Annotated in this window: 21 protein-coding genes; 3 read left to right on the top strand and 18 right to left on the bottom strand. The window is 58.5% G+C overall.

The annotated features are described in order from the left end of the window. Positions 1–7: 7 nt before the first annotated feature. Positions 8–733: an amidotransferase gene (locus EQV90_RS07780; protein ID WP_003446514.1), complete on the bottom strand. Its 726-nt coding sequence runs from the start codon at positions 731–733 to the stop codon at positions 8–10. A gap of 583 nt (positions 734–1,316) precedes the next feature. Between EQV90_RS07780 and EQV90_RS07775 the strand changes: the two genes are divergently transcribed. Further along, complete coding sequence (locus EQV90_RS07775; RefSeq protein ID WP_240877958.1) at positions 1,317–2,129, top strand: cytochrome c; 813 nt, start codon at positions 1,317–1,319, stop codon at positions 2,127–2,129. A 71-nt stretch (positions 2,130–2,200) separates the two neighbouring features. On the opposite strand, the gene EQV90_RS07770 is transcribed toward EQV90_RS07775, so the two are convergent. The 10 genes from EQV90_RS07770 to EQV90_RS07725 form a co-directional block, all read right to left on the bottom strand. Further along, on the bottom strand, positions 2,201–2,542 hold the full coding sequence (locus EQV90_RS07770) for a ribonuclease E inhibitor RraB (RefSeq protein WP_003446510.1): 342 nt from the start codon (positions 2,540–2,542) through the stop codon (positions 2,201–2,203). A 276-nt stretch (positions 2,543–2,818) separates the two neighbouring features. Further along, positions 2,819–3,424, bottom strand: coding sequence for an START domain-containing protein (locus tag EQV90_RS07765; protein ID WP_003446508.1), 606 nt, complete (start codon positions 3,422–3,424; stop codon positions 2,819–2,821). Positions 3,425–3,471: 47 nt separating this feature from the next. Then, positions 3,472–3,726 carry a YkgJ family cysteine cluster protein gene (locus EQV90_RS07760; RefSeq protein ID WP_003446506.1) on the bottom strand — a complete coding sequence of 85 codons (255 nt, stop codon included), beginning with the start codon at positions 3,724–3,726 and terminating at the stop codon, positions 3,472–3,474. Positions 3,727–3,883: 157 nt separating this feature from the next. After that, positions 3,884–4,354 (bottom strand): translation initiation factor 2, encoded by a 471-nt coding sequence (locus EQV90_RS07755; protein WP_272481838.1) that lies wholly within the window; start codon positions 4,352–4,354, stop codon positions 3,884–3,886. Positions 4,355–4,456: 102 nt separating this feature from the next. Next, positions 4,457–5,896, bottom strand: coding sequence for a PLP-dependent aminotransferase family protein (locus tag EQV90_RS07750; protein ID WP_003446502.1), 1,440 nt, complete (start codon positions 5,894–5,896; stop codon positions 4,457–4,459). Positions 5,897–6,178: 282 nt separating this feature from the next. Next, complete coding sequence (locus EQV90_RS07745; RefSeq protein ID WP_003446500.1) at positions 6,179–6,994, bottom strand: OmpA family protein; 816 nt, start codon at positions 6,992–6,994, stop codon at positions 6,179–6,181. Further along, positions 6,991–7,347 carry a DUF4398 domain-containing protein gene (locus tag EQV90_RS07740; RefSeq protein WP_003446498.1) on the bottom strand — a complete coding sequence of 119 codons (357 nt, stop codon included), beginning with the start codon at positions 7,345–7,347 and terminating at the stop codon, positions 6,991–6,993. The genes EQV90_RS07745 and EQV90_RS07740 overlap by 4 nt, the downstream gene beginning before the upstream one ends. A gap of 9 nt (positions 7,348–7,356) precedes the next feature. Continuing rightward, positions 7,357–8,175 (bottom strand): transporter substrate-binding domain-containing protein, encoded by an 819-nt coding sequence (locus EQV90_RS07735; protein ID WP_003446496.1) that lies wholly within the window; start codon positions 8,173–8,175, stop codon positions 7,357–7,359. A 138-nt stretch (positions 8,176–8,313) separates the two neighbouring features. Then, positions 8,314–9,243 (bottom strand): FAD-binding protein, encoded by a 930-nt coding sequence (locus EQV90_RS07730; RefSeq protein WP_003446494.1) that lies wholly within the window; start codon positions 9,241–9,243, stop codon positions 8,314–8,316. A gap of 2 nt (positions 9,244–9,245) precedes the next feature. After that, positions 9,246–9,995, bottom strand: a complete 750-nt coding sequence (locus tag EQV90_RS07725) for an electron transfer flavoprotein subunit beta/FixA family protein (protein ID WP_060781735.1) — start codon at positions 9,993–9,995, stop codon at positions 9,246–9,248. 617 nt (positions 9,996–10,612) lie between these two features. Here EQV90_RS07725 and EQV90_RS07720 point away from each other — a divergent pair. Next, complete coding sequence (locus tag EQV90_RS07720) at positions 10,613–12,277, top strand: electron transfer flavoprotein-ubiquinone oxidoreductase (protein WP_003442427.1); 1,665 nt, start codon at positions 10,613–10,615, stop codon at positions 12,275–12,277. A gap of 756 nt (positions 12,278–13,033) precedes the next feature. Here EQV90_RS07720 and EQV90_RS07715 read toward each other — a convergent pair. After that, entirely contained in the window at positions 13,034–13,927 is an 894-nt protein-coding gene (locus tag EQV90_RS07715; protein ID WP_003442430.1) for an AraC family transcriptional regulator, read from the bottom strand. Between the two features lie 179 nt (positions 13,928–14,106). Here EQV90_RS07715 and calA point away from each other — a divergent pair, with 179 nt between their 5' ends. Next, entirely contained in the window at positions 14,107–15,159 is a 1,053-nt protein-coding gene (gene calA / locus EQV90_RS07710) for a vanillin reductase (RefSeq protein WP_003442432.1), read from the top strand. A gap of 70 nt (positions 15,160–15,229) precedes the next feature. Here calA and EQV90_RS07705 read toward each other — a convergent pair whose 3' ends face one another. The 6 genes from EQV90_RS07705 to EQV90_RS07680 all read right to left on the bottom strand — a co-directional run bounded on the left by EQV90_RS07705 (position 15,230) and on the right by EQV90_RS07680 (position 21,156). Beyond that, positions 15,230–16,021 (bottom strand): IclR family transcriptional regulator, encoded by a 792-nt coding sequence (locus EQV90_RS07705; RefSeq protein ID WP_003442435.1) that lies wholly within the window; start codon positions 16,019–16,021, stop codon positions 15,230–15,232. 97 nt (positions 16,022–16,118) lie between these two features. Next, positions 16,119–17,429 carry an MFS transporter gene (locus EQV90_RS07700; RefSeq protein ID WP_003442438.1) on the bottom strand — a complete coding sequence of 437 codons (1,311 nt, stop codon included), beginning with the start codon at positions 17,427–17,429 and terminating at the stop codon, positions 16,119–16,121. Between the two features lie 108 nt (positions 17,430–17,537). Then, positions 17,538–18,686: a galactonate dehydratase gene (dgoD, locus tag EQV90_RS07695; protein WP_003442443.1), complete on the bottom strand. Its 1,149-nt coding sequence runs from the start codon at positions 18,684–18,686 to the stop codon at positions 17,538–17,540. A 38-nt stretch (positions 18,687–18,724) separates the two neighbouring features. Then, positions 18,725–19,354: a 2-dehydro-3-deoxy-6-phosphogalactonate aldolase gene (locus EQV90_RS07690; RefSeq protein WP_003442445.1), complete on the bottom strand. Its 630-nt coding sequence runs from the start codon at positions 19,352–19,354 to the stop codon at positions 18,725–18,727. A gap of 1 nt (position 19,355) precedes the next feature. Continuing rightward, the gene (locus tag EQV90_RS07685; protein ID WP_160626962.1) at positions 19,356–20,345 is read right to left on the bottom strand and encodes a 2-dehydro-3-deoxygalactonokinase; all 990 of its coding nucleotides are present in this window, start codon (positions 20,343–20,345) and stop codon (positions 19,356–19,358) included. A gap of 244 nt (positions 20,346–20,589) precedes the next feature. Then, positions 20,590–21,156 (bottom strand): DUF1285 domain-containing protein, encoded by a 567-nt coding sequence (locus tag EQV90_RS07680; protein WP_240877957.1) that lies wholly within the window; start codon positions 21,154–21,156, stop codon positions 20,590–20,592. Positions 21,157–21,160: the final 4 nt, after the last annotated feature.

Here is a 21,160-nt window from a genome sequence, read left to right as displayed (position 1 = left end):
CAAGTCTTCACACCTGGGTCTGAGAGTTGTGCGAAACAAATCGCATCATCCACTCGGCAACCGTTCGGCCATGATGCTCTTGTTCCAGGCTGCTGATTCCGCTGCTGTAGATCTGCTCGCCCAGGCTCTCCTGGCGCAAGTTGAGCAATGCCCGCGAGTAGTCATGTATGAACTCGGGATGCCCCTGAAAGCACAACACCTGATCGTTGATGTGATAGGCGGCAAACGGGCAAAAATCGCTGGAGGCGATTACCGTGGCGTTCTCCGGCAAGGCCGTGACCTGATCCTGATGGCTGATCAGCAATGTGAGGTCTTCGACAACCGGGCTCATCCACGGTGCTTTGGCCGCCAGCTTGTACTGATGGGTGCCAACTCCCCAGCCCTGGGTGGCCCGCTCACTCTTGCCGCCCAGCAGCAACGCCAGCAGCTGGTGACCGAAACAGACGCCGAGCAATTTATCGCCACGCTCATAACGGCTCAGCAAATAGCTTTTCAGTGTCTGGATCCAGGGATCGGTGCCGAATGAATCCGCCTTGCTGCCGGTAACCAGATAGGCATCAAAGCTTTGATCGTCAGACGGATATTGGCCATTCATCACGTTAAAAATACTGAATTGCGCAGCAATGGGCTGTTGCGAGAACAGGTGTTTGAACATCTGCCCATAGCCTTGATATTGATCAACAAACTCTGGACGCAGAATGTCGGTTTCCAGAATGCAGATGCGTAGCGACATAAAAGTACCTGGCACGATAAAGGCAATAGAGGTGATGGCAACTCGATAGAGCCTGCCTTGAAAGGGTATTTCAAGGCAAGCCCTGAACGCTGACTAACTACCGGAAAGCTGCCGCCCTGCAAACCGGAGCCGAATCTGCGCAGCGATAGGGCCACCGACAACCTCCCTGACGAACGGTAGGGCACTAATAATTAGTGGGCCTCAAGGGGCCATTGCGTCTAGCCATGGGCTGACAGAGAGGGTACGGCAAGCTTAATAGCGTTTTAGAAACCTAATGCACTTGGATGATGTGAAAGGGTTCTAAGCCATATGTTATGTGGACTCTAAGGTTAACTCAGTCGAGGGATACGGCGCCTTGTTCAGCACTTGCGCCGTGGTCTTTCAACATTGCCGCTCAGGAATAACAAAAAAAGGCAGACCGCCATGTTTAAATATACGAAAGTACGTCAGGCCGGACTTATTCTCTTTGCCACGACCTTACTCTTGATTTTACCCAATCTCACCAGGGTAATCGGCTAAGGTATCGCCTTCAGTTCGGGCCAGTGGCACCCAGGCCATCGATCACAACAGAACAGCATCCCCATTGAAATTACTGACTCTCTTCCTGGTTTACTTACTCAGCCTGCCGGCTGGCGCGGCCCAACTCACACTCGACCTGGGCAACGCCAGCCGCAGCTGGCAAACCGCCGAGCTGTTGCAGCATCCGGCGACGCAAACCCTGCATATCACTGATGATGTTGCATACAGACGCAACATGACCTACCGCGCTATTCCCCTGGCCACCCCGCTCCAGGGCATCAAGCCTGATGACCACCTGCAAGCGATCGCTCTGGACGGGTTTGCTGCGGAGCTGGCCGCCGGACCGCTGCTAAGCCGCAGCGGCGCCAGAGCCTGGCTGGCAATTGAAGATCCGGCTCAGCCCTGGCCACCGCTGGGTAAGGACAAACCGAGTGCGGGACCGTTCTATCTGGTATGGACCGACCCTCAGGCCAGCCATATCAGCCCCGAACAATGGCCTTTTCAAGTGGCCAGTTTCAAACGCCAACCGCCGGTTGCCGAACGCTTTGCGGCCCTGCTGCCAGACCCGGCACTGCCCACGGACTCTCCGATCAATCAGGGGTTTGCACTGTTTCAAAAAAACTGCCTGGCGTGCCATCGTCTAAATGGTGCGGGCGATGCCCAATTCGGCCCCGACCTGAACATTCCGTACAACCCCACCGAGTACTTCGCAGCAGACTTTCTCAAGCGCTATATCCGCGACCCGCAAAGCCTGCGGCACTGGCCACAGGCACGCATGCACGGCTTCTCGGCCAGTGTGTTACCCGACAGTGAGCTGGACATGTTGATCCGCTATTTGCAGCATATGGCTACGCGCAAGGTGAATGGCCAGGCCTGAGCGGGAATATACAGTCTGCAAAAACCAGAACGGCCAGCCCTGAGGCCAGCCGTTGACTCTTTCAACTTGATTCAATTGAGCAGGCCACGCACCTCCTGCTTGACGCCCCAGCCTTCAATGATCCCGCCCAGGGGGACAACCACTGCTTCGAAGTCCTGCTCAAAATCACCAATGCCACCATAGGTGGCGTACATCACTTTGCTCAATTCCAGATGCCAGGCACCGTCATCCCGCACGTTGATCTGGGCATTCAGGGATTCACCACAAAATTTGCCTGCCGCTCTGCGCGCCCGCTCCTCGTCCGGGAAAATGGCGTAGAACTCGATGGGATGGATGCGGGAAAAATCAAAACCGCCTTCTTTCATGCGGCGCAGCACATAGCTGCTGAGGTCTTCTTGATGGGCTGTGCTCATGAAACGTCCTCCTCGCAATGGATAGACATTCAGCGCTCCCTGACCGGCAACAGGTTGGCCATGACAGAGAGTGTTAAGCATGTAGCGAACAAGATCAGAGCCAGTCGATTACTTCGCTGGTCTGGATGCAGAGTAGCCCCAGCGCGCAATGACTGCCAAGAGGGAAGCCGTGAAATCGGAGATTTTTTTTGTCTGCCAAAGACTTGCGTGACCTGGCCCGGCAGCTGGACAGATGCGCTGTCCAGATGCCGGGCCAAACAGATATCAGAGTGCTGATTACTTCTCTGCACGCTCACGCAGCGCCTTGAGGGTATTGAACGGGGCATCGACCACAAACTTGTTGGCCAGCCATGAAGGCACGCTGCCGCCCGGCTCGGTGTGCACCTGATAGGTGACTTCTGTCAGATTGTCGCCTTTGGGTACCAATTTCCAGAAACCGTCGACCTGAGCGACCCGAACAAAGCCCTTTTCTTCAGGAATGTACTTCGGCAAACCCTTCAGGGTGCGGGTCAAGGTGCCATCCGCTGCCACATTCGTGGTCACCAGCAGTACCGAGTCACGGGGGGTCACGGGCCAGGGGGTATTGAACTGGGTATAGGTCCAGCTCTGATCGCCCTCATGCTTGAGCAGCTTTTGCGTTTTGCACTCGTGAATCCAGGCACAGGCACTGGCCACGTCTTCTTGCAAAGCACTGATTTTGGCAAGTGGCGCCTTGATGGTGGTTACCCCTTGGTAGGCCTTGTATTGAGACCCGGGAACTTCACTCAGCGAGACCTTGATCCCGTCTTCATTTTTCGCCACCTTCCAGTCTTCTGCCTGGGCCACGCCCGCCAGCAAAACAGTCAAACCGCATGCCAATGCCACTCTATGCAACGAACCCATTGTCTTATTCCTTATTGTTGAAGGTCTGTTCACTGAACAAAAACACACTAAGCCGCTGTCATGCGCTCCCACCAACCTATCAGCTTGATCGCTTCTTCCCGATTGCTGCCACACACCTCGATGTCGGCCTGAAAAGCGCCACATACGGCCGGACGTTCGGGCTGGCCGAACAAACCGCACAAGTAGTCGACAGAAAGATGCAGACAGCGTTCCCCCGCAGGTTTGCCATGGGGCATGCCGGGCAGCGGAGTACTGATGGAGGGGGCGATGCAGCAAGCGCCACAGCCTTCACGGCAGTTCATGACAGTAGCTCCTGATTCGGGGCAAAGTGTGTTGATGACAAGGGATATTACTCGCTGGAACGGGCGTTTGAAATTGACCGTTCAGCAGAAATGGCTGTGACCGGGCAGTCAGTTTGCAAGCCGGCCGCAATGGAATGGAAGGTTGAGCTGCAGGCACTTATTGTTTGAATTCAAAATCCAGCGCCGCGCCCTCAATCTCGCTCTGCCGCGCTTCGTTGCGCAATTGCAGACCCATTTCATTGCTGAGCAAGCGCCCGTTCAATTGAAAAGGGCTTTCCTGTTCCGGCTTTTCGCCAAACATGTTCGGCAGCAGCGGCTTGTGCGCAGGCATTGCAATGGTACCCAGAGGCCGCAGCTGGCGGACCATCTCGGGAGGCAAGCTCAAGTCAAGTTTGGCAGAGGGCAGAGGCTTTTTCGCAATCTCGTGGGCAGAGCTGGATTTGCTCGCGATGGGCGCGCGTTTCTTTGCCGGTGCTTGCCTGGCAGCCACAGGTTTTTCCCTGGAACTGGCAGTGTGCGACTTGGCAGTGACTGTTTCTGGCTGCGACTGAACGGCTGTAGCAGCGCCAGCATTGAACGCCGTCAGCACACCCATCAATATAAGCCCCACACAGAATGTCGCTTTCATAACTCCACAGCTTTAACGGTTTAGGCGCATATGCTGGCGCTTTAGCACCAGAGTGACAAGTCCAAAGTATCCCAATGGTTGTATCCGCCGTCGCTCAGCTCCTCAGTAGAGGCTTGCCGTTTCCAGGCAAAGCTGGCTGGCAAGCATGCCCAGGGTCATCAGCGCCCGCTCGGCCTCGCGGTTCCAGGGTATGGCGCAGTTCAGACGTATACAGTGATTGAACTGCTCGGTATTACTGAATATCAGCCCCGGGGCAATACTGATGCCCTGTTGCAACGCCCGGACATGCAGCTCCTGGGTATTGACCCGGCCCGGCAAGCTGACCCACAAAATGAAGCCGCCACTGGGGCGCGACATTTGTGTTCCTTCCGGAAAGTGCTGCTGAACGGCCAGCTGGAACGCGCTGAGGTTCTTACGGTATTCCTGGCGGATAAACCGCAAATGGCGATCGTAACCGCCGTTTTCAAGATAGGCCGCTACCCCCATCTGCGTGACACTGCACGCCGAATGAGTGGTGAAGGTTTGCAGGCGCTGGATTTCCTGTTGATATTTGCCGGCGATCATCCAGCCGATTCTCACACCCGGCGACAGGGTTTTAGAGAAACTGGAGCAGTAAATCACCCGATCCAGACGGTCGTAGGCCTTCAAGGCTTTGGTGCGACCGACTTCAAACATCAGTTCGCCATAAATATCATCTTCAACAATCTGAATATCAAAATCCGAGGCCAGGCGCAGCAACTGCTTCTGCCGCTCTTCGGGCATGGTGCCACCCAGCGGGTTGCTCAGGCGCGTGGTCAGGACCAGAGCCTTGATCGACCATTGATTGGCCGCCAGCTGCAGAGCTTCGAGGCTCATGCCGGTGGCCGGATCGCTGGGTATTTCGATGACCTTCAGACCCAGAAGATCGGCAAGCTGCAGCAAGCCGTAATAGGTCGGTGACTCGGCCGCAATCAGGTCCCCCGGGCGGGTCAGCGTGCGCAGCGACATTTGCAGGGCATCGACACAACCGTGGGTGATGATCACCTCCGAGGGGTCAACCACCACCCCGGCGTCGCGCATGCGGATCGCGACCTGGCGGCGCAGCGGCTCAAAGCCCGGACTGAACATGTAGCTGAACGCCCGAGGGCTGTGGAAACGCGTGACCTTGGCCAGTTGCTGATGCAATGCCCGCACCGGCAAGTAGTCGACACTCGGTACCGCGGCCCCCAGTGGAAACACCCCTTCGCGACGTGATTCGACCAGCACTTGCTGAATGATGCTGCTGCGCGTCACCAGCCCCGGACGTTCGACCCGGGCTATATCGGGGGTAGGCGCCGTCAAGGCGGGAGTCTGGTGTACGTAATAGCCGGATTGCGGACGCGCCCTGATCAAGCCCTGATCTTCAAGGTTGGCATAAGCCTGCAACACCGTCGCGTGACTGACATTGAGCTGCGAACTCATCTTGCGCACCGAAGGTACTCGTTCGCCCGGCTGATACACGCCGCGCCGAATATCTTCAGCCAACTGCTGAGCGATACGTTGATAGAGCAAAAGGTTGGTCATGTCGCAGCACTCGATGTTCAGGCATTATTTTTATGAAGAGCATGTTCTTGAGAGCAATAACCGAAACAGTTTAGAAGTGTACGGGCACAGTTGTCACCCACCTCAGCAGTACAGTGGGCTAAAGGCTTAACTGTATGGGTACAGGTTGGCGAAGGGAAAGGAGGTGCGAGCGCATTGCTCGCCACTGCAGTGGACTGCGACAGGGCCCGCAGGCCCCTCAGGATCGGGGCTGCCACGCAGGCCGTCGCAGCCTGCGGCAACGGCTATCGGGTATGCGGGGAATTAGCGGGCAGCGCCAAGTTGACCTTTTTCGTCAGAGAAGACGATTTCAACCCGACGATTTTGTGCACGACCACGTTCGGTGGCGTTCACGTCCACCGGATACTGATCGCCGTAGCCTTCCACCTGGATACGTTTGTCGTCGATCCCCAGGTCGATCAATACATCCGCCACCGCCTGCGCCCGTGCCAGGGACAATTTGAGATTGTCGTCCCGGCCGCCCGTGCTGTCGGTGTAGCCCTCGATACGTACGACGCGCTTGGGGTTCAGTTGCAGAAACTGCACCAGTTTGAGCACTGTACGGTTCGCCGAATTTTTCAGGTCGGCTTCGCCGGTATCGAACAACACGTCGCCCAGGGTCATCACCAACCCCCGGTCAGTCTGAGTCGTGGCCAGGCTGATGATCTGTTCTTCCAGCCACTGCCCCTGCTGCTGGACACTCAACAGCTTGGCCTCACGCAGTGCCAGTTGCAGACGCTGGCGTTCCAGTTCCAGCTTGGCAGCCCGCTCTTCGTTGAGTACTTGCTGGGTATGCTCGCGGGCGATTTCACTGTAACGCTGGCTCAGGTAGGCGTAATGCTCCACATCGTCACCACTGCCCCAGTAAGAAGACAAACGATCCGCCCGCGCCAGGGACTCGCCGGCGCGAATCACATCTTTGGGTGCAATGCGCAGCACGTTGCTGTCTTCTTTGACTGTCTGAAAATCGCTGGCGGCCTGTTGCAGGGCCTGATCACTGTTGTGATGCCCGGCGCAACCGGCCAGAGCCATGCTACCCGACAACAACACACCACTGAAAACTGCGGACTTGAGACTCATTGGGCCTCCGCCAGTTGCTTGCGTAAACGCGCGATACGGGTGTTGAGCACGTTCAACTGCTCCTGGCTTTTTTGCGTCAGAACGCGGGCTTCGGCCAATCGCGCATCAAGCTCGGCCTGTTCTGCCTGCATGCGCGCATCTTTGTAGGACCCATCGAGCATGTCTGCCCGGGCCTGAGCCAACTTGCTTTCGGCCTGTTTGAGTTCAGCTGTATCGTCGGCGCTGACCCCCACTGCCCTGGCTTGTTCAAGGGCTTGCTCGGTCAGACGCAATTGTTCATTCGGCACCGGATCGGCTGCACAACCCGCCAAAGCCGTAACGGCCAGGGCGACGAAAAAAGGTCGCAATGTCACTAAGAATTCCTACTGTTTTGGGGCGCTAAGCGGTTGTTGCAGCTGGGCTTTCCACCGCTCCAGATTGCGTTGCAGTGCAGCCTCGGCCAGGCCGGAGGCGGGCAATTCTGTCATCTTTTTGGCGAGCTGTCCGCGCAACCATGGGTCATTGCAGGCAGAGTCATGGGATATCGCCAAAAACAGTCCCGGCTGATCGATCGGCTGTGGGTGCGCCATCACGTCATCGGCAATGCCCAGGGTTTGAGCCGTAGCCATACCGGCATAGCGACCGGCCAGCACATACTCGACCTGCCCGAGCAGCAGCTTCTGGAAAGCCGCCGTCAGTCCGGGCTCGGGCTTGAGGGTTAACTGGTGCAGGGCAAATGTATCAAAGGCCTCTGTGGTACGGGCTTTTTCCGAAATGGCCCCTGCATGTCCGCTCAGGTCTGCCGGTGTTTCGTAGGCCAGCGCCGAATCTTTACGGGTCCAGACCAAATAATCGTTACGCATCAGTGGCGGGTGGATGTAGTCGAGTGAAGAGAGCCCGGCCACTGTCAGCGGCGCATCCAGCAGCATGTCCATACGCCCGGTTTTGACTTCGTCCTGAGCCTGGGAACGCTTGCCGCCATACAGCACTTCAACCTTGATCCCCAGCTCCTGGCCCGCTTGCACCATCAGGTCGGCACTGGCACCGATCAAGTGCGCCGGGTTGCCAGGATCACGCCACAGATAAGGCGGCGCATCCGGGCTGCCGGTCACGATCAGGCGTTCACACTTGCCCGCGGCCTCAGACAGCAGGGGCAACAATACCAACCCGAGCAACAACCTGCGGATCTGACGCACATCCATAACCCTGCACTCCACGCACTCAATTCTGACGCATAAAAAAACCCGATCACACGGACTGCAAAGAACAGGCAAACACAGCGTGCTTGGCCCTTCCCCGCAGCCCGCGTGACCGGGCTCTTTATAAGTGAAGCAACTGGATTAAACCAGCTTCTCCAGCTCAGGTACTGCTTCGAACAAGTCCGCAACCAGACCGTAATCGGCCACCTGGAAGATCGGCGCTTCTTCGTCCTTGTTGATCGCAACGATCACTTTGGAGTCTTTCATACCGGCCAGATGCTGGATCGCGCCGGAGATACCGACCGCGATGTACAGCTGTGGCGCAACGATTTTGCCGGTCTGGCCGACCTGCATGTCGTTCGGTACGAAACCTGCGTCAACTGCCGCGCGGGAAGCGCCCACTGCAGCGCCCAGCTTGTCAGCCAGGGTGTACAGCAGTTTGAAGTTGTCGCCGTTCTGCATGCCACGACCGCCGGAAACGACGATTTTGGCAGCTGTCAGTTCCGGACGATCCGACTTGGCAAGCTCTTCACCAACGAACGACGAAATGCCTGCATCGTGCACTGCTGCAACCGCTTCAACGGCTGCCGAACCACCCTGGGCCGCAACCGGGTCGAAACCGGTGGCACGCACGGTGATCACCTTGACTGGCGCAGTGGACTGCACGGTGGCAATGGCGTTACCGGCATAGATCGGACGGGTGAAGGTATCAGCGCTTACAACCGAGATGATCTCGGAGATCTGGTCAACGTCCAGCTGCGCAGCAACACGCGGCAGGATGTTTTTACCGTTGGAAGTAGCGGCAGCCAGGATGTGGCTGTAGCCCTTGCCCAGCTCGGCTACCAGCGGAGCAACGTTTTCCGGCAACTGATGGGCGTAAGCCGCGTTGTCAGCCACCAGCACTTTAGCCACACCGGCAATTTGCGCAGCAGCTTCAGCCACAGCACCAATGCCCTGGCCTGCAACCAGAACGTTGATCTCGCCACCGATTTTTGCGGCAGCGGCTACGGTGTTCAGCGTGGCCGGAGCCAGCGCCTTGCCATCATGTTCTGCGATTACCAAGATAGTCATGATTAGATTACCTTCGCTTCGTTTTTCAGTTTCTCGACCAGTTCAGCCACCGACTTGACCTTGATGCCGGCGCTGCGTGCCGCCGGCGCTTCAACTTTCAGGGTCTTGTTGGTCGAAGCGGTCGAAACGCCCAACGCCTCTGGCGTCAGCACTTCAAGCGGCTTCTTCTTGGCCTTCATGATGTTTGGCAGGGACGCATAACGCGGCTCGTTCAAACGCAGGTCGGTGGTGACGATGGCCGGCAAGCTCAGCGAAACAGTTTGCGCGCCGCCGTCAACTTCACGGGTAACGGCAACCTTGTCGCCCGCCACTTCAACTTTGGAAGCGAAGGTGCCCTGACCGTAGCCGGTCAACGCAGCCAGCATCTGGCCGGTCTGGTTGTTGTCGCTGTCGATGGCCTGTTTGCCCAGGATCACCAGTTGCGGCTGTTCCTTGTCGACCACGGCCTTGAGCAACTTGGCCACGGCCAGCGAGGTCAGGTCTTCGGCAGATTCGACGAGGATGGCGCGATCGGCACCCAGAGCCAGCGCGGTACGCAGCTGTTCCTGAGCCGTGGTCGGGCCGATGGAGACGACGACGATTTCAGTCGCAACACCTTTCTCTTTCAGGCGTACGGCTTCTTCCACAGCGATTTCGCAGAAGGGGTTCATCGACATCTTGACGTTGGCGAGGTCAACGCCGGAGTTGTCCGCTTTGACGCGAACCTTGACGTTGTAATCGACCACTCGTTTGACAGCTACAAGAACCTTCATGGATTCCTCGTTACTCTCCGGTGAAAAGAAAGTCGCCTAGGCGAACCTGGCGGTTGATGCTCATCGCATAGGTTCTGCTGAAGCTTCGTTGTGGCCACGACGATAGTTCACAACGAAGCGTCAACAGACCCTGGGGCACCTCCAAAGATCGTTGCTGTGCCCTTCTTATAGAAAGAATGACGAGCGCCAAATTCTTCCCTTGCGAGCGTCTCTGCGGGGTGACTAGCAAGTCATCCACCAAAAGGACGTGTAAACTCCGCTCAAAAAATGGCAGGCTCCTACAGGCTCGTGCCTGGCCCTGTCTTTAGAGGTGCTCTTGAAACCAATAATCAGCCTACGGCGAGCGCAAAACCGACCGTATCTTGACCGGAACGCCTTTTGCGGTCAATACAGCAAATCCGCCACTTTTGAGCCGTGCTTCTTTGATTTGTCTGGCCTGCAGCAGATTCAAACAAACGTTTGTATTGGACCCTGCTAGTGGTGTAGATATAATGCCGCCCCTAGAGAGAGCGGCGCGTCATCCATTGCTTCTTCCGCACGCGGCGCAGGGAATAATGGATGAAGTGCCAAACCTCCAATTAGAAAAATACCGTTGAGCCTTGAGTAGGAGAGAACCTGTGGAACGCGAATACATGGAATTCGACGTGGTCATCGTCGGCGCCGGCCCTGCCGGTTTGTCCGCCGCCTGCCGTTTAAAGCAGAAGGCCGCCGAAGCCGGTAAAGAAATAAGCGTCTGCGTGGTTGAAAAAGGCTCCGAAGTCGGTGCTCACATTCTGTCCGGTGCAGTGTTCGAACCCCGTGCCCTGAACGAATTGTTCCCGGACTGGAAAGAACTGGGTGCTCCTCTCAACACCGCGGTCACCCGCGACGATATTTATGTACTGCGCAGTGACAGCACCGCAACCAAGGTGCCTGACCTGTTTGTGCCTAAAACCATGCACAACGAAGGCAACTACATTATTTCCCTGGGCAACCTGTGCCGCTGGATGGCACAACAAGCCGAGAACCTGGGTGTGGAAATCTACCCGGGCTTCGCTGCCCAGGAAGTCCTGTTCGATGAGAACAACGTAGTTCGCGGGATTATCACCGGTGACCTGGGTGTTGACCGTGAAGGCAACCCGAAAGAAGGCCTGTACACCCCCGGCATGGAACTGCGCGGCAAGTACACCCTATTCGCGGAAGGCTGCCGCGGCCACCTGGGCAAGCAACTGATCGAGCGCTACAAGCTCGACAGCGAAGCCGATACCCAGCACTACGGCATCGGCCTCAAGGAAATCTGGGAAATCGACCCGGCCAAGCACCAGCCAGGCCTGGTGGTTCACACTGCCGGCTGGCCGCTGGACATCATCAGCAGCGAAAACACCGGGGGTTCGTTCCTGTACCACCTGGAAAACAACCAGGTAGTGGTGGGTCTGATCGTAGACCTGTCCTACAGCAACACCTTCCTGTCGCCGTTCGATGAGTTCCAGCGCCTCAAGCATCACCCGGTACTCAAGCAGTATCTGGAAGGCGGCAAGCGCATCAGCTACGGCGCCCGCGCCATCTGCAAGGGCGGCCTGAACTCGCTGCCAAAAATGGTCTTTGACGGTGGCGCACTGATTGGTTGCGATCTGGGCACCCTGAACTTCTCCAAGATCAAGGGCAGCCACACCGCAATGAAGTCCGGCATGCTCGCAGCCGAGGCGGTGGCTGACTCCCTGCTCGGTGGCTCCGAGGGCGGTGATGCACTCAACACTTATGTTGAAGCCTTCAAAGCCAGCTGGTTGTTCGACGAACTGTTCGCCAGCCGTAACTTTGGCCCGGCACTGCACAAGTTCGGCCCTATTGTGGGGGGTGGTTTCAACTGGCTCGACCAGAACATCTTCGGCGGCAAACTGCCGTTTACCCTGCACGACACCAAGCCGGACTATGCCTGCCTGAAGCTGGCCAAAGACTGCAAGCAGATCGCATACCCGAAACCGGACGGCAAACTCAGCTTCGACAAACTCAGCTCGGTGTTTATCTCCAGCACCAACCATGAGGAAGAGCAGCCGTGCCACCTCAAGTTGCGCGATGCGAGCATTCCGATCAACGTCAACCTGCCGCTCTACGACGAGCCTGCCCAGCGTTACTGCCCGGCCGGGGTGTATGAAGTGATCACTCAGGAAAGCGGCGAGAAGCGTTTTCAGATCAACGCGCAAAACTGTGTGCACTGTAAAACCTGCGACATCAAAGACCCGTCGCAGAACATCACCTGGGTCACCCCGGAAGGTGGCGGCGGCCCGACTTACCCGAACATGTAAGTCGTTTATCGCCCACTAAAAAGGCTCCCCCGGGAGCCTTTTTAGTGGGCGATAAACAGCAAAAACCCTGCAGGAGCGAGCTTTGAGGGCGCCGAAGAGCTCGCGAGCAAGCTCGCTCCTACAGAGGAATGTGCAGATGCGCTTTAGCTCCCCCCATCTTCATGCCCGCTCGACCACCTGCAACACCATACAAATCAAAACCGACTCCCCCCCCTGTAGGAGCGAGCTTGTCTCGCGAGCTTTGAAGGCGTGGAAGAGCTCGCGAGCAAGCTCGCTCCTACAGAGGAATGTGCTAGCTCCCCACATCTTCATGCCCGCTCGACCACCTGCAAAACCACACAAATCAAAATCGCCCCCCCCCCCTGTAGGAGCGAGCTTGTCTCGCGAGCTTTGAAGGCGCTGAAGAGCTCGCGAGACAAGCTCGCTCCTACAGAGGAATGTGCAGATGCGCTTTAGCTCCCCGCATCTTCATGCCCGCTCGACCACCTGCAGCACCACACAAATCAAAATCGACACAACCCCTGTAGGAGCGAGCTTGTCTCGCGAGCTTTGAAGGCGTGGAAGAGCTCGCGAGACAAGCTCGCTCCTACAGAGGAATGTGCAGATGCGCTTTAGCTCCCCACATCTTCGTGCCCGCTCGACCACCTGCAGCACCATACAAATCAAAACCGACACAACAGCTTGTCTCGCGAGCTTTGAAGGCGTGGAAGAGCTCGCGAGCAAGCTCGCTCCTACAGAGGAATGTGCAGTTGCGCGTCAGCAGCCCGCGCCTTCATGCCCCGGGCTGCGCTCGAAGTAGCGTTTGTACTCGCGACTGAACTGCGAGGTGCTTTGATAGCCAACCCTCTCTGCTACCTGTGCCACTCCCAGCCCTTCGCTCAGCAGCAACTGCTGGGCCCGCAACAGGCGCAGGCGTTTGAGGTACTGCACCGGCGACAGCAAGGTACTGCGCTTGAAATGCTCATGAAAGGTGGACGCGCTCATATTGGCGCAGCGGGCCAGCGTCTCGACATTCAACGGTTCGGCAAAGTGCTCGTGCAAGTGACTCAGCGAGGCGGCCACCCGGGCGAATTGCCCCTGTTGCTCGACCAGCGCCCGCAACACTCCGGCCTGGGGACCGCGCAAGGCGGCAAACAGCACCTCGCGCAATCGCGCACGACCCATGATCCGGCACTCAAGCGGGTCATGCAGACACCGCAACAAGCGCTCCACAGCCTGGCGCATTTCCTCATCCAGCACTGCCGAGGTCATGGACTCCGGAGTCTGCGCCACCGAACTGCGCTCAGGGTCCAGGCCCATGGCCAGCACCAGTTCGCCCAATACCGCACGATCAATACTGATCGCCACCCCCAGCAATGGCATGTCCTCGGAGGCGAAGGTTTCACACTCGAAAGGCACCGACAGCGCCTGTACCAGGTAGTGGCCGGCACCGTACTCCAGGGTGCGTTGCCCCAGATAGGCCAACTTACTGCCTTGGGCGATCACCATTAGACTAGGCTCATAGATCTGCGGCATCCGGGCCACGGTATTACACGCCGAGACCACCCTCACCTCAGGCATCAAGGTATGGACAAAACCCAGCCGGGTCGCCAGAGGCTTGATAAGCGATACCAGCACGGCGTTCTCATCGCGGTGACGAGTCAGAAACATGAAATAAGTTCACAAGAGGAATAGACAGCCGCATCTTCGCAGAACTGGTCATTAAAGCGACAGTTCATCCGCGTCGCCGGAGGAATAGGCATGACAGACGGAGGAATCGTCATAGTCCTGCAAGATTTGTAAGCGCAAAATTGCCCCCTGTTCACCGTTAACGCTTTTCGAGGTTCCCCATGTACAACGCCATCGGTTATGCCACACAGACACCTACCGCTCCCCTGACCCCCATGAAGTTCACCCGCCGCGATCCGCGGCCGGATGATGTGGCCATCGAAATCCTGTATTGCGGTGTTTGTCACTCCGACATTCACCAGGCACGCAACGACTGGGGCTTTGCTGTTTACCCGGTAATGCCGGGCCATGAAATTGTCGGCAAAGTTACGGCTGTCGGCGACAAGGTCACCAAACACAAGGTCGGCGATCTGGTCGGCGTGGGCTGCATGGTTGATTCGTGCCGCGAGTGTTCCGCGTGCAAAGAAGACCTGGAACAATACTGCCTTGAAGGCGCGACCATGACCTACTGCACCCCCGATCGGGTGGATGGCAGCAACACCATGGGCGGCTACTCCGACAGCATCGTGGTCAGCGAACACTTCGTGGTGCGCATCCCGGAAAAACTCGACCTGGCCAGCGCGGCCCCACTGTTGTGCGCCGGTATCACCACCTATTCGCCGCTGCAGCACTACGGTGTCGAAGCTGGCGATAAAGTCGGCATTCTGGGCATGGGCGGCCTGGGCCACATGGGCATCAAGTTCGCCAAAGCCATGGGCGCCGAAGTCACCCTGTTCACCCGTTCTGAAGCCAAGGCTGCAGAGGCCTACCGTCAAGGTGCCGACCACGTGATCGTGTCCACCGACCCGCAGCAGATGAAAGCGGCGGCTGACAGCTTCGACTTCCTGCTGGACACCATTCCGGTGCCACACGATCTGAACCCGTACCTGGAAACCCTGCGCTTTGACGGGGTACACATTCTGGTCGGTCTGATCGAACCTGTTGAGCCAGCCCTGAATGCGTTCAACCTGGTGTTCAAGCGCCGCGTACTGGCCGGCTCCCTGATCGGCGGCATTGCTGAAACCCAGGAAATGCTCGATTTCAGTGCCGAACACGGCATCACCTGCGACATCGAAATGCTCGATATCAAAAACATCAACGAAGCCTTTGAACGCGTGGTTAAAGGCGACGTGAAATACCGTTTCGTGATCGACATGAAAACCCTGAAGGCTTAAGACTCACCTTCTGTCTGTAGAAAACCGGCTTGCCATCGCTGGCAAGCCGGTTGCTGCAGTGGGGATCGGGTCAGCCGACAGCCCCGAGCTCCGCCGATATCTGCTGCGCGGCCTGGGTAACGACCGGGATCAAGCCGGTCATTTTCTCCAGTGACATATACGGCACGGTGCTGGCGATACTGATGGCAGCCACGATTTTGCGGCTGGCATCGCGTATCGGTGCAGCTACACAACGGATCGAAGGCTCGTTGTCTTCCAGGTCAAACGCATAGCCCCCCGCCACATAACTGCGCATGCGCTGTTCAAACTGTTCCCACGACACTTCCTGATGTTCCGGCCACAACGGGTTTTTGCCATCGGCAGGATGGCTGGCTTCGTACAGGCGTCGCCACTCTCCCAACGGCGCATCCAGCAACATCGCCTTGCCGATCCCGGTACGTGCCAGCGGCATGCGGTGCCCTACCCGCGAGCGCATCTCCGGGCCATTGCGCCCCGGATTTTTATGCAGGTACAGCACCTCGTCGCCTTCGCGCACCGCCAAATGGATGGTATCGCCGGTCAGCAACGACAACTCATCCAGGTACGGCCCGGCCAGCGTCACCAGCGGCACCTCTTCCCGGGCCTGAAACCCCAGTTCGATCAACTTGGGCCCGAGCAGATAACCCACTTGCGGCAACACCCGCAGGTAACGCTCGTCCACCAGGCAACTGGCCAGGCGATGGGTCGTGCTGCGCGTCGTGCCTATCGCCCGGGCGATGTCTTTGAGGTCGCGCGCACCATTGGCCACGGCGTGTACCACCGCCAGACCGCGAAGTAGGGTTTGCGTGCCGGTGGGTGCAACTTTCGGGGAGTCGTCCTGCATAGCCAGCCTTTGCTTTAAGGAGAAGAACCGGGCGGCATTATGGTCGCCCGGTTGTCTGACGGCTAGGGTCTGTTGAGGTTTGCCTGTGGCCCCGCCCCTACAGTTCGATCCGCTCGACTTTGCCTACCAGCAGGATGTAGGACAGCGCACCCAGCAACGCCAGCACCGAAATGTAGGTGATGGCCGGGGCAAACGAGTCGCCGGTGGCCAGAAAACCGATCACGATCGGGGTGGTGATGGCCGACAGGTTGCCGATGAAATTGAACACCCCGCCGGTCAGTCCCAGCAGGCGGGCCGGGGCCAGGGTCGAAACCAGCGACCAGGTAATCGATGCCAGGCCGTTACCGAAAAACGCCAGCGCCAGAAACGCAATCACCAGCGGCGTCGAGTCGACAAAGTTGGCGCCGATGATTGACGTTGAAATCAACAGCCCGCCAATGATCGGCAGCTTGCGGGCAAAGCCCACGGAGTAGCCGCGACGAATCAGCCAGTCGGAGAAGAACCCTGAACACAGCACGCCCACAAACGCTGCCAGAAACGGCAAGGAAGCCAGCAAGCCGGACTTGATAAAGTCCATGCCGCGATATTTCACCAGGTAAGTGGGAAACCAGGTCAGGAAAAACCACAGCGTCGAGTTCAGGCAAAACTGCCCCAGATAAATCCCCCACAGCTTGCGCTTGCTGAGCACGATGCCCAGGTCCAGCCAACTGAACGGTGCCTTGCGCTTGGCGGTCTGGCTCTGGATATCCACCAGCCCGCCACCCTCACTGATCAGCTCGATCTCAGCCTGATTGACACCCTTGAAATCCCGCGGCTCGCGGTACACCGCGTACCAGATCACGGCCCAGATAATCCCCACCACACCGGTGCTGACAAACACCATGTGCCAACCCCACTGATGCTGCAGCCAGGCCAGTACCGGAGTCAGGAACGCCAGCCCGACAAACTGCCCCGAGGTGTAGAAACCGATGGCCGTGGCGCGCTCGCGCTCGGGGAACCAGGTGGTCACCACCCGGCTGTTGATCGGATACGCCGGCGCTTCCAGGGCGCCCACCGCCATGCGCAATACAAACAGTGCGATAAAACTGGCAGCGAAACCGAGCATCACCGTGGCCACCGACCACAGCAGCAGCGCCACGCTGTACAGGATGCGCGGCGGCACCCGGTCTACCAGCCAGCCACCGGGGATTTGCATGGCCGCATAGGTCCAGCCGAAGGCCGAAAAAATCAGCCCGACATGTACCGGATCCAGCCCCAGATCGGTGGTCAGTGCCGGCGCGGCAATCGACAGGTTGCTGCGGTCCAGATAGTTGATCACCACGGTAATGAACAGCAGGACCATGATGAAAAAACGCTTGCGGCTCGGCGTCACCAAAGACGCAGGCGCGACAGTGCTTGAAGATGACATGGGCATGCCTCTTTTTTATGGTTATTGAGGTCGTTTCAAATACAGGGTCCGACACCCCTGTGGGAGCTGGCTTGCCAGCTCCCACAGGTATTGCATCAGATCAGGGACTTACCACTCGGCAAAGCTGCCATCGGCATGGCGCCAGATCGGGTTGCGCCAGCGGTGGCCAACCAGCGCGCGCTCGCGCACGTATTCTTCGTTGATCTCGATACCCAGGCCCGGCCCATTGGGGATTTTGACGAAGCCTTTGTCGTAGTCGAACACCGCCGGATCCTTGACGTAATCCAGCAGGTCGTTGCTTTCGTTGTAGTGGATGCCCAGGCTTTGCTCCTGGATAAACGCGTTGTAGCAAACCGCATCCAGCTGCAGGCACGCGGCCAGCGCAATCGGCCCCAGCGGGCAGTGCAAGGCCAGCGCTACATCGTAGGCTTCCGCCATGTTGGCGATTTTGCGGGTTTCGGTAATACCGCCGGCGTGGGAAGCATCGGGCTGAATGATGTCGACATAGCCTTCACTGAGCACGCGCTTGAAGTCCCAGCGCGAGAACAGCCGCTCGCCCAGGGCAATCGGGGTGCTGGTCAACGGCGCCAGCTCTTTGAGGGCCTCGTAATTTTCGCTGAGCACCGGCTCTTCGATAAACATCAGCTTGTACGGGTCCAGTTCCTTCATCAGCACCTTGGCCATGGGCTTGTGCACCCGGCCATGGAAGTCCACGCCGATCCCCACGTTAGGGCCCACGGCATCCCGCACCGCGGCCACGTTGGCCAGCGCCAGATCGACCTTTTCAAAGCTGTCGACAAACTGCAGCTCTTCGGTACCGTTCATCTTTATCGCCGTAAAGCCGCGGCTGACCGCTTCTTTGGCGGCCCTGGCCGTGTCGGCCGGACGGTCGCCGCCGATCCACGAATACACACGGATCTTGTCCCGCACCTGGCCGCCCAGCAGGTCGCTGACCGACACCCCCAGCGCCTTGCCCTTGATGTCCCACAGCGCCTGGTCGATACCGGCCAGTGCGCTCATGTGCACCGCGCCGCCACGGTAAAAACCGCCGCGATAGAGCACGGTCCAGATGTCTTCGATATTGCGCGGGTCTTTGCCGATCAGGTAATCCGACAACTCATCCACCGCAGTCGCCACGGTGTGGGCCCGGCCTTCGACTACGGGCTCGCCCCAGCCGGTGACGCCTTCGTCGGTCTCGATTTTCAGGAACAGCCAGCGCGGCGGGACCAGATAGGTAGTCAGTTTGGTAATTTTCATCGTCTTGTCTCTCTTGTTCGATGGGGCGCAAGCGCCTTTCAGTCAGCCTTGCGCCGGGCATTCCAGGCCTGCACATAAGCTTTGGCGGTAACCGCCACGTCCTCGGCACTCATGCCGGGCTTGAACAGCCCCGAACCCAGCCCGAAACCGGACACCCCGGCATCAAGGAATACCTGCATGTTGTCCGGGGTAATCCCGCCGACCGGGATCAGCAAAGTTCCTGCAGGCAACACCGCCAGCCAGGCCTTGACCACGGCCGGGCCCATTTGCTCGGCCGGGAACATTTTCAGTACATCGGCACCTTCGGCCAGTGCAGCAAAGGCTTCGGTCGGTGTCGCAACTCCCGGTGACAGGTACAGACCGGCCGCCTTGGCCGCACGCAACACTTGCGGGTCACTGTGGGGCATCACAATCACCTGCCCGCCCGCCGCCTTGACCAGCTCGACCTGGGCCGGGGTCAGCACCGTGCCGGCACCGACCAGGCAGTCGGCAGGCAGGGTACTGCGCAAAATGCGGATACTTTCGTACGGCTCGGGGGAATTAAGTGGCACTTCGAGGGTACGAAAACCCGCGTCATACAGCACCTTGCCGATGGCCTGCGCCTCTTGTGGACGCAGCCCACGAAGAATGGCGATCAGTCCGTTTTTTGCCAGTGCTTGCTTGAGCATCTCAGCCCTCCAGTTGCGTGTGACGGAGTAACCCGGCGGCTTGGGCCAGGTGCCATAAACCTTGCTCGGTGGCCTGTTCAGCCAGGCGCACATCCGCGAACCCGCAGGCGGCCAGGGCCCGCTGGTAGCGTTCACAGAGTCGGGAATTGCCAATCAGGATGATCGCGGGCATCGGCGCTGCGCCTCGGCGCTCACGTACTGCGCCGCCCAACGCTGACAGCTCGTGGCCAATCAACAGGCCGGACACATAGTCGGGTTGCTGGGTGGGGCTCAACTGCCCGGTCAGCCCCAGAGTACGGGCGCTGAACAGGGTCGACAGCGGCCCGAGCCTGCCGTCGGGTGACAAGGCCACCTGTACGCCGCGATCAAAGGCTGCTGGATCAAACTGCTCGGAGCGCTGTTGGGTGCGCCCCAGAATTGTGTGTTCACAGACGGCGGCGTAAAGCTCGCCGGTCATGAAGGTATCGAAGTGCACAAGATTGCCGTCCTGCACCTGCACCCATTTGGAGTGGCTGCCGGGCAAGCCGATCAAGCAGTCGTTGAGTTGCGGGAAACTTTGCAATACCCCCAGCACCTGGGTTTCTTCGCCGCGCATCACATTGGGCAAGGCTGAACGCTGGATGACACCCGGCACGATATGCAGGTCGACACCGCGCACGCTGCGTACTCTCTGCAAGGCCGTGCCCAGGGCATTGAGGCTGGCCGGGGTTTCCCGGTAAGGCGCTTCGCACCAGCCCTGGGCACTGCCGACCATGCCACAGGCAATCACCGGCACTCCCGGGTTGGCATCCAGCCAGTCGCCGCAGGCATCGTCGAACGCCAGCTCAAAGCCGTCAGCGCACCACTGGCCTGCGACCAGCCGGGCAGTGCCGGGCAACTGCATGATGCCGCAGGCCAGGGTGCGCACTTTCAGCACCTGGCCGGTGGATCCGAGTAAATACGCACGAAGGGAAGTTGTCCCCCAATCGAGGGCGATCAATTGCGCCTGCATCGCTTCACCTGTTTTGTTTTTAGCAGTGAATGCTGTGAATCAGTGCAGGCGACTATAAACCTTGGGGCGGCCAAATCTCAATATATAAGTTGCGCTCCCATATATAGGGATGACAATGTATCCGTAAAGTCCTTGTGGGAGCCGGCTTGCCGGCGATGCAACAGTGCGCAGGTCTGGTTCACCGCGCACAGGCAATCGCCGGCAAGCCGGCTCCCACAGGTTGTTACAGGTGTGGCGCAGGGATTCAGACCGGCTCGGGGCCTATAGGGAAGAACACGCCGCTGCTCCAGACCCCCAGCCAGCTCTGGCCGTCGATGGGCCGGGCAACCGCCAGCTCGATCAGTTGGTAGAACACATTGCGGTGGATCAGCGCTTCAAGGTTGCGCCGCACCAGCAGGTAGGGCGCGGGTTCCTGGGTGTCGGGGTCAATCACGATGCGCAGCGGATGTTCGCTGCCGGCGGTGATCTGTTCTTCAACATTGGTGGTAAAGCGCAGTACCTGCTGCTCGCCCTGCCCTTGAACCTCAAGCGTGACCGCCACAAACGGCGCGTCATCGACCTTGATCCCGACCTTTTCCACCGGGGTGATCAGGAAATAATCATCGCCGTCGCGGCGAATGATGGTCGAGAACAGTTTGACCATGGGCTTGCGGCCAATCGGCGTGCCCATGTAGTACCAGGTGCCGTCACGGGCGATACGCATGTCGATATCAGCGCAGAATGCCGTATCCCATAGATGAACCGGAGGCAGGCCTTTGTCGGCTTTGGGAATTTGCGCCAACAGGTTACTGACGTCTACCGGCTCACTCATGCTG

Source organism: Pseudomonas sp. TMW22089 (genome assembly GCF_022496645.1).
Taxonomy (GTDB): Bacteria; Pseudomonadota; Gammaproteobacteria; order Pseudomonadales; family Pseudomonadaceae; genus Aquipseudomonas; species Aquipseudomonas paraversuta.
The sequence above is the reverse complement of the archived record's forward strand: the minus strand, read 5'-3'. Positions and strand labels throughout refer to the sequence as shown.

Excerpts from the sequence above, each read along its gene's own strand:
- EQV90_RS07780 (WP_003446514.1), bottom strand. The coding sequence starts at position 733 with ATGTCGCTACGCATCTGCATTCTGGAAACCGACATTCTGCGTCCAGAG.
- EQV90_RS07770 (WP_003446510.1), bottom strand. The coding sequence starts at position 2,542 with ATGAGCACAGCCCATCAAGAAGACCTCAGCAGCTATGTGCTGCGCCGC.
- EQV90_RS07765 (WP_003446508.1), bottom strand. The coding sequence starts at position 3,424 with ATGGGTTCGTTGCATAGAGTGGCATTGGCATGCGGTTTGACTGTTTTG.
- EQV90_RS07760 (WP_003446506.1), bottom strand. The coding sequence starts at position 3,726 with ATGAACTGCCGTGAAGGCTGTGGCGCTTGCTGCATCGCCCCCTCCATC.
- EQV90_RS07755 (WP_272481838.1), bottom strand. The coding sequence starts at position 4,354 with ATGAAAGCGACATTCTGTGTGGGGCTTATATTGATGGGTGTGCTGACG.
- EQV90_RS07750 (WP_003446502.1), bottom strand. The coding sequence starts at position 5,896 with ATGACCAACCTTTTGCTCTATCAACGTATCGCTCAGCAGTTGGCTGAA.
- EQV90_RS07745 (WP_003446500.1), bottom strand. The coding sequence starts at position 6,994 with ATGAGTCTCAAGTCCGCAGTTTTCAGTGGTGTGTTGTTGTCGGGTAGC.
- EQV90_RS07735 (WP_003446496.1), bottom strand. The coding sequence starts at position 8,175 with ATGGATGTGCGTCAGATCCGCAGGTTGTTGCTCGGGTTGGTATTGTTG.
- EQV90_RS07730 (WP_003446494.1), bottom strand. The coding sequence starts at position 9,243 with ATGACTATCTTGGTAATCGCAGAACATGATGGCAAGGCGCTGGCTCCG.
- EQV90_RS07725 (WP_060781735.1), bottom strand. The coding sequence starts at position 9,995 with ATGAAGGTTCTTGTAGCTGTCAAACGAGTGGTCGATTACAACGTCAAG.
- EQV90_RS07715 (WP_003442430.1), bottom strand. The coding sequence starts at position 13,927 with ATGTTTCTGACTCGTCACCGCGATGAGAACGCCGTGCTGGTATCGCTT.
- calA (WP_003442432.1), top strand. The coding sequence starts at position 14,107 with ATGTACAACGCCATCGGTTATGCCACACAGACACCTACCGCTCCCCTG.
- EQV90_RS07705 (WP_003442435.1), bottom strand. The coding sequence starts at position 16,021 with ATGCAGGACGACTCCCCGAAAGTTGCACCCACCGGCACGCAAACCCTA.
- EQV90_RS07700 (WP_003442438.1), bottom strand. The coding sequence starts at position 17,429 with ATGTCATCTTCAAGCACTGTCGCGCCTGCGTCTTTGGTGACGCCGAGC.
- dgoD (WP_003442443.1), bottom strand. The coding sequence starts at position 18,686 with ATGAAAATTACCAAACTGACTACCTATCTGGTCCCGCCGCGCTGGCTG.
- EQV90_RS07690 (WP_003442445.1), bottom strand. The coding sequence starts at position 19,354 with ATGCTCAAGCAAGCACTGGCAAAAAACGGACTGATCGCCATTCTTCGT.
- EQV90_RS07685 (WP_160626962.1), bottom strand. The coding sequence starts at position 20,345 with ATGCAGGCGCAATTGATCGCCCTCGATTGGGGGACAACTTCCCTTCGT.
- EQV90_RS07680 (WP_240877957.1), bottom strand. The coding sequence starts at position 21,156 with ATGAGTGAGCCGGTAGACGTCAGTAACCTGTTGGCGCAAATTCCCAAA.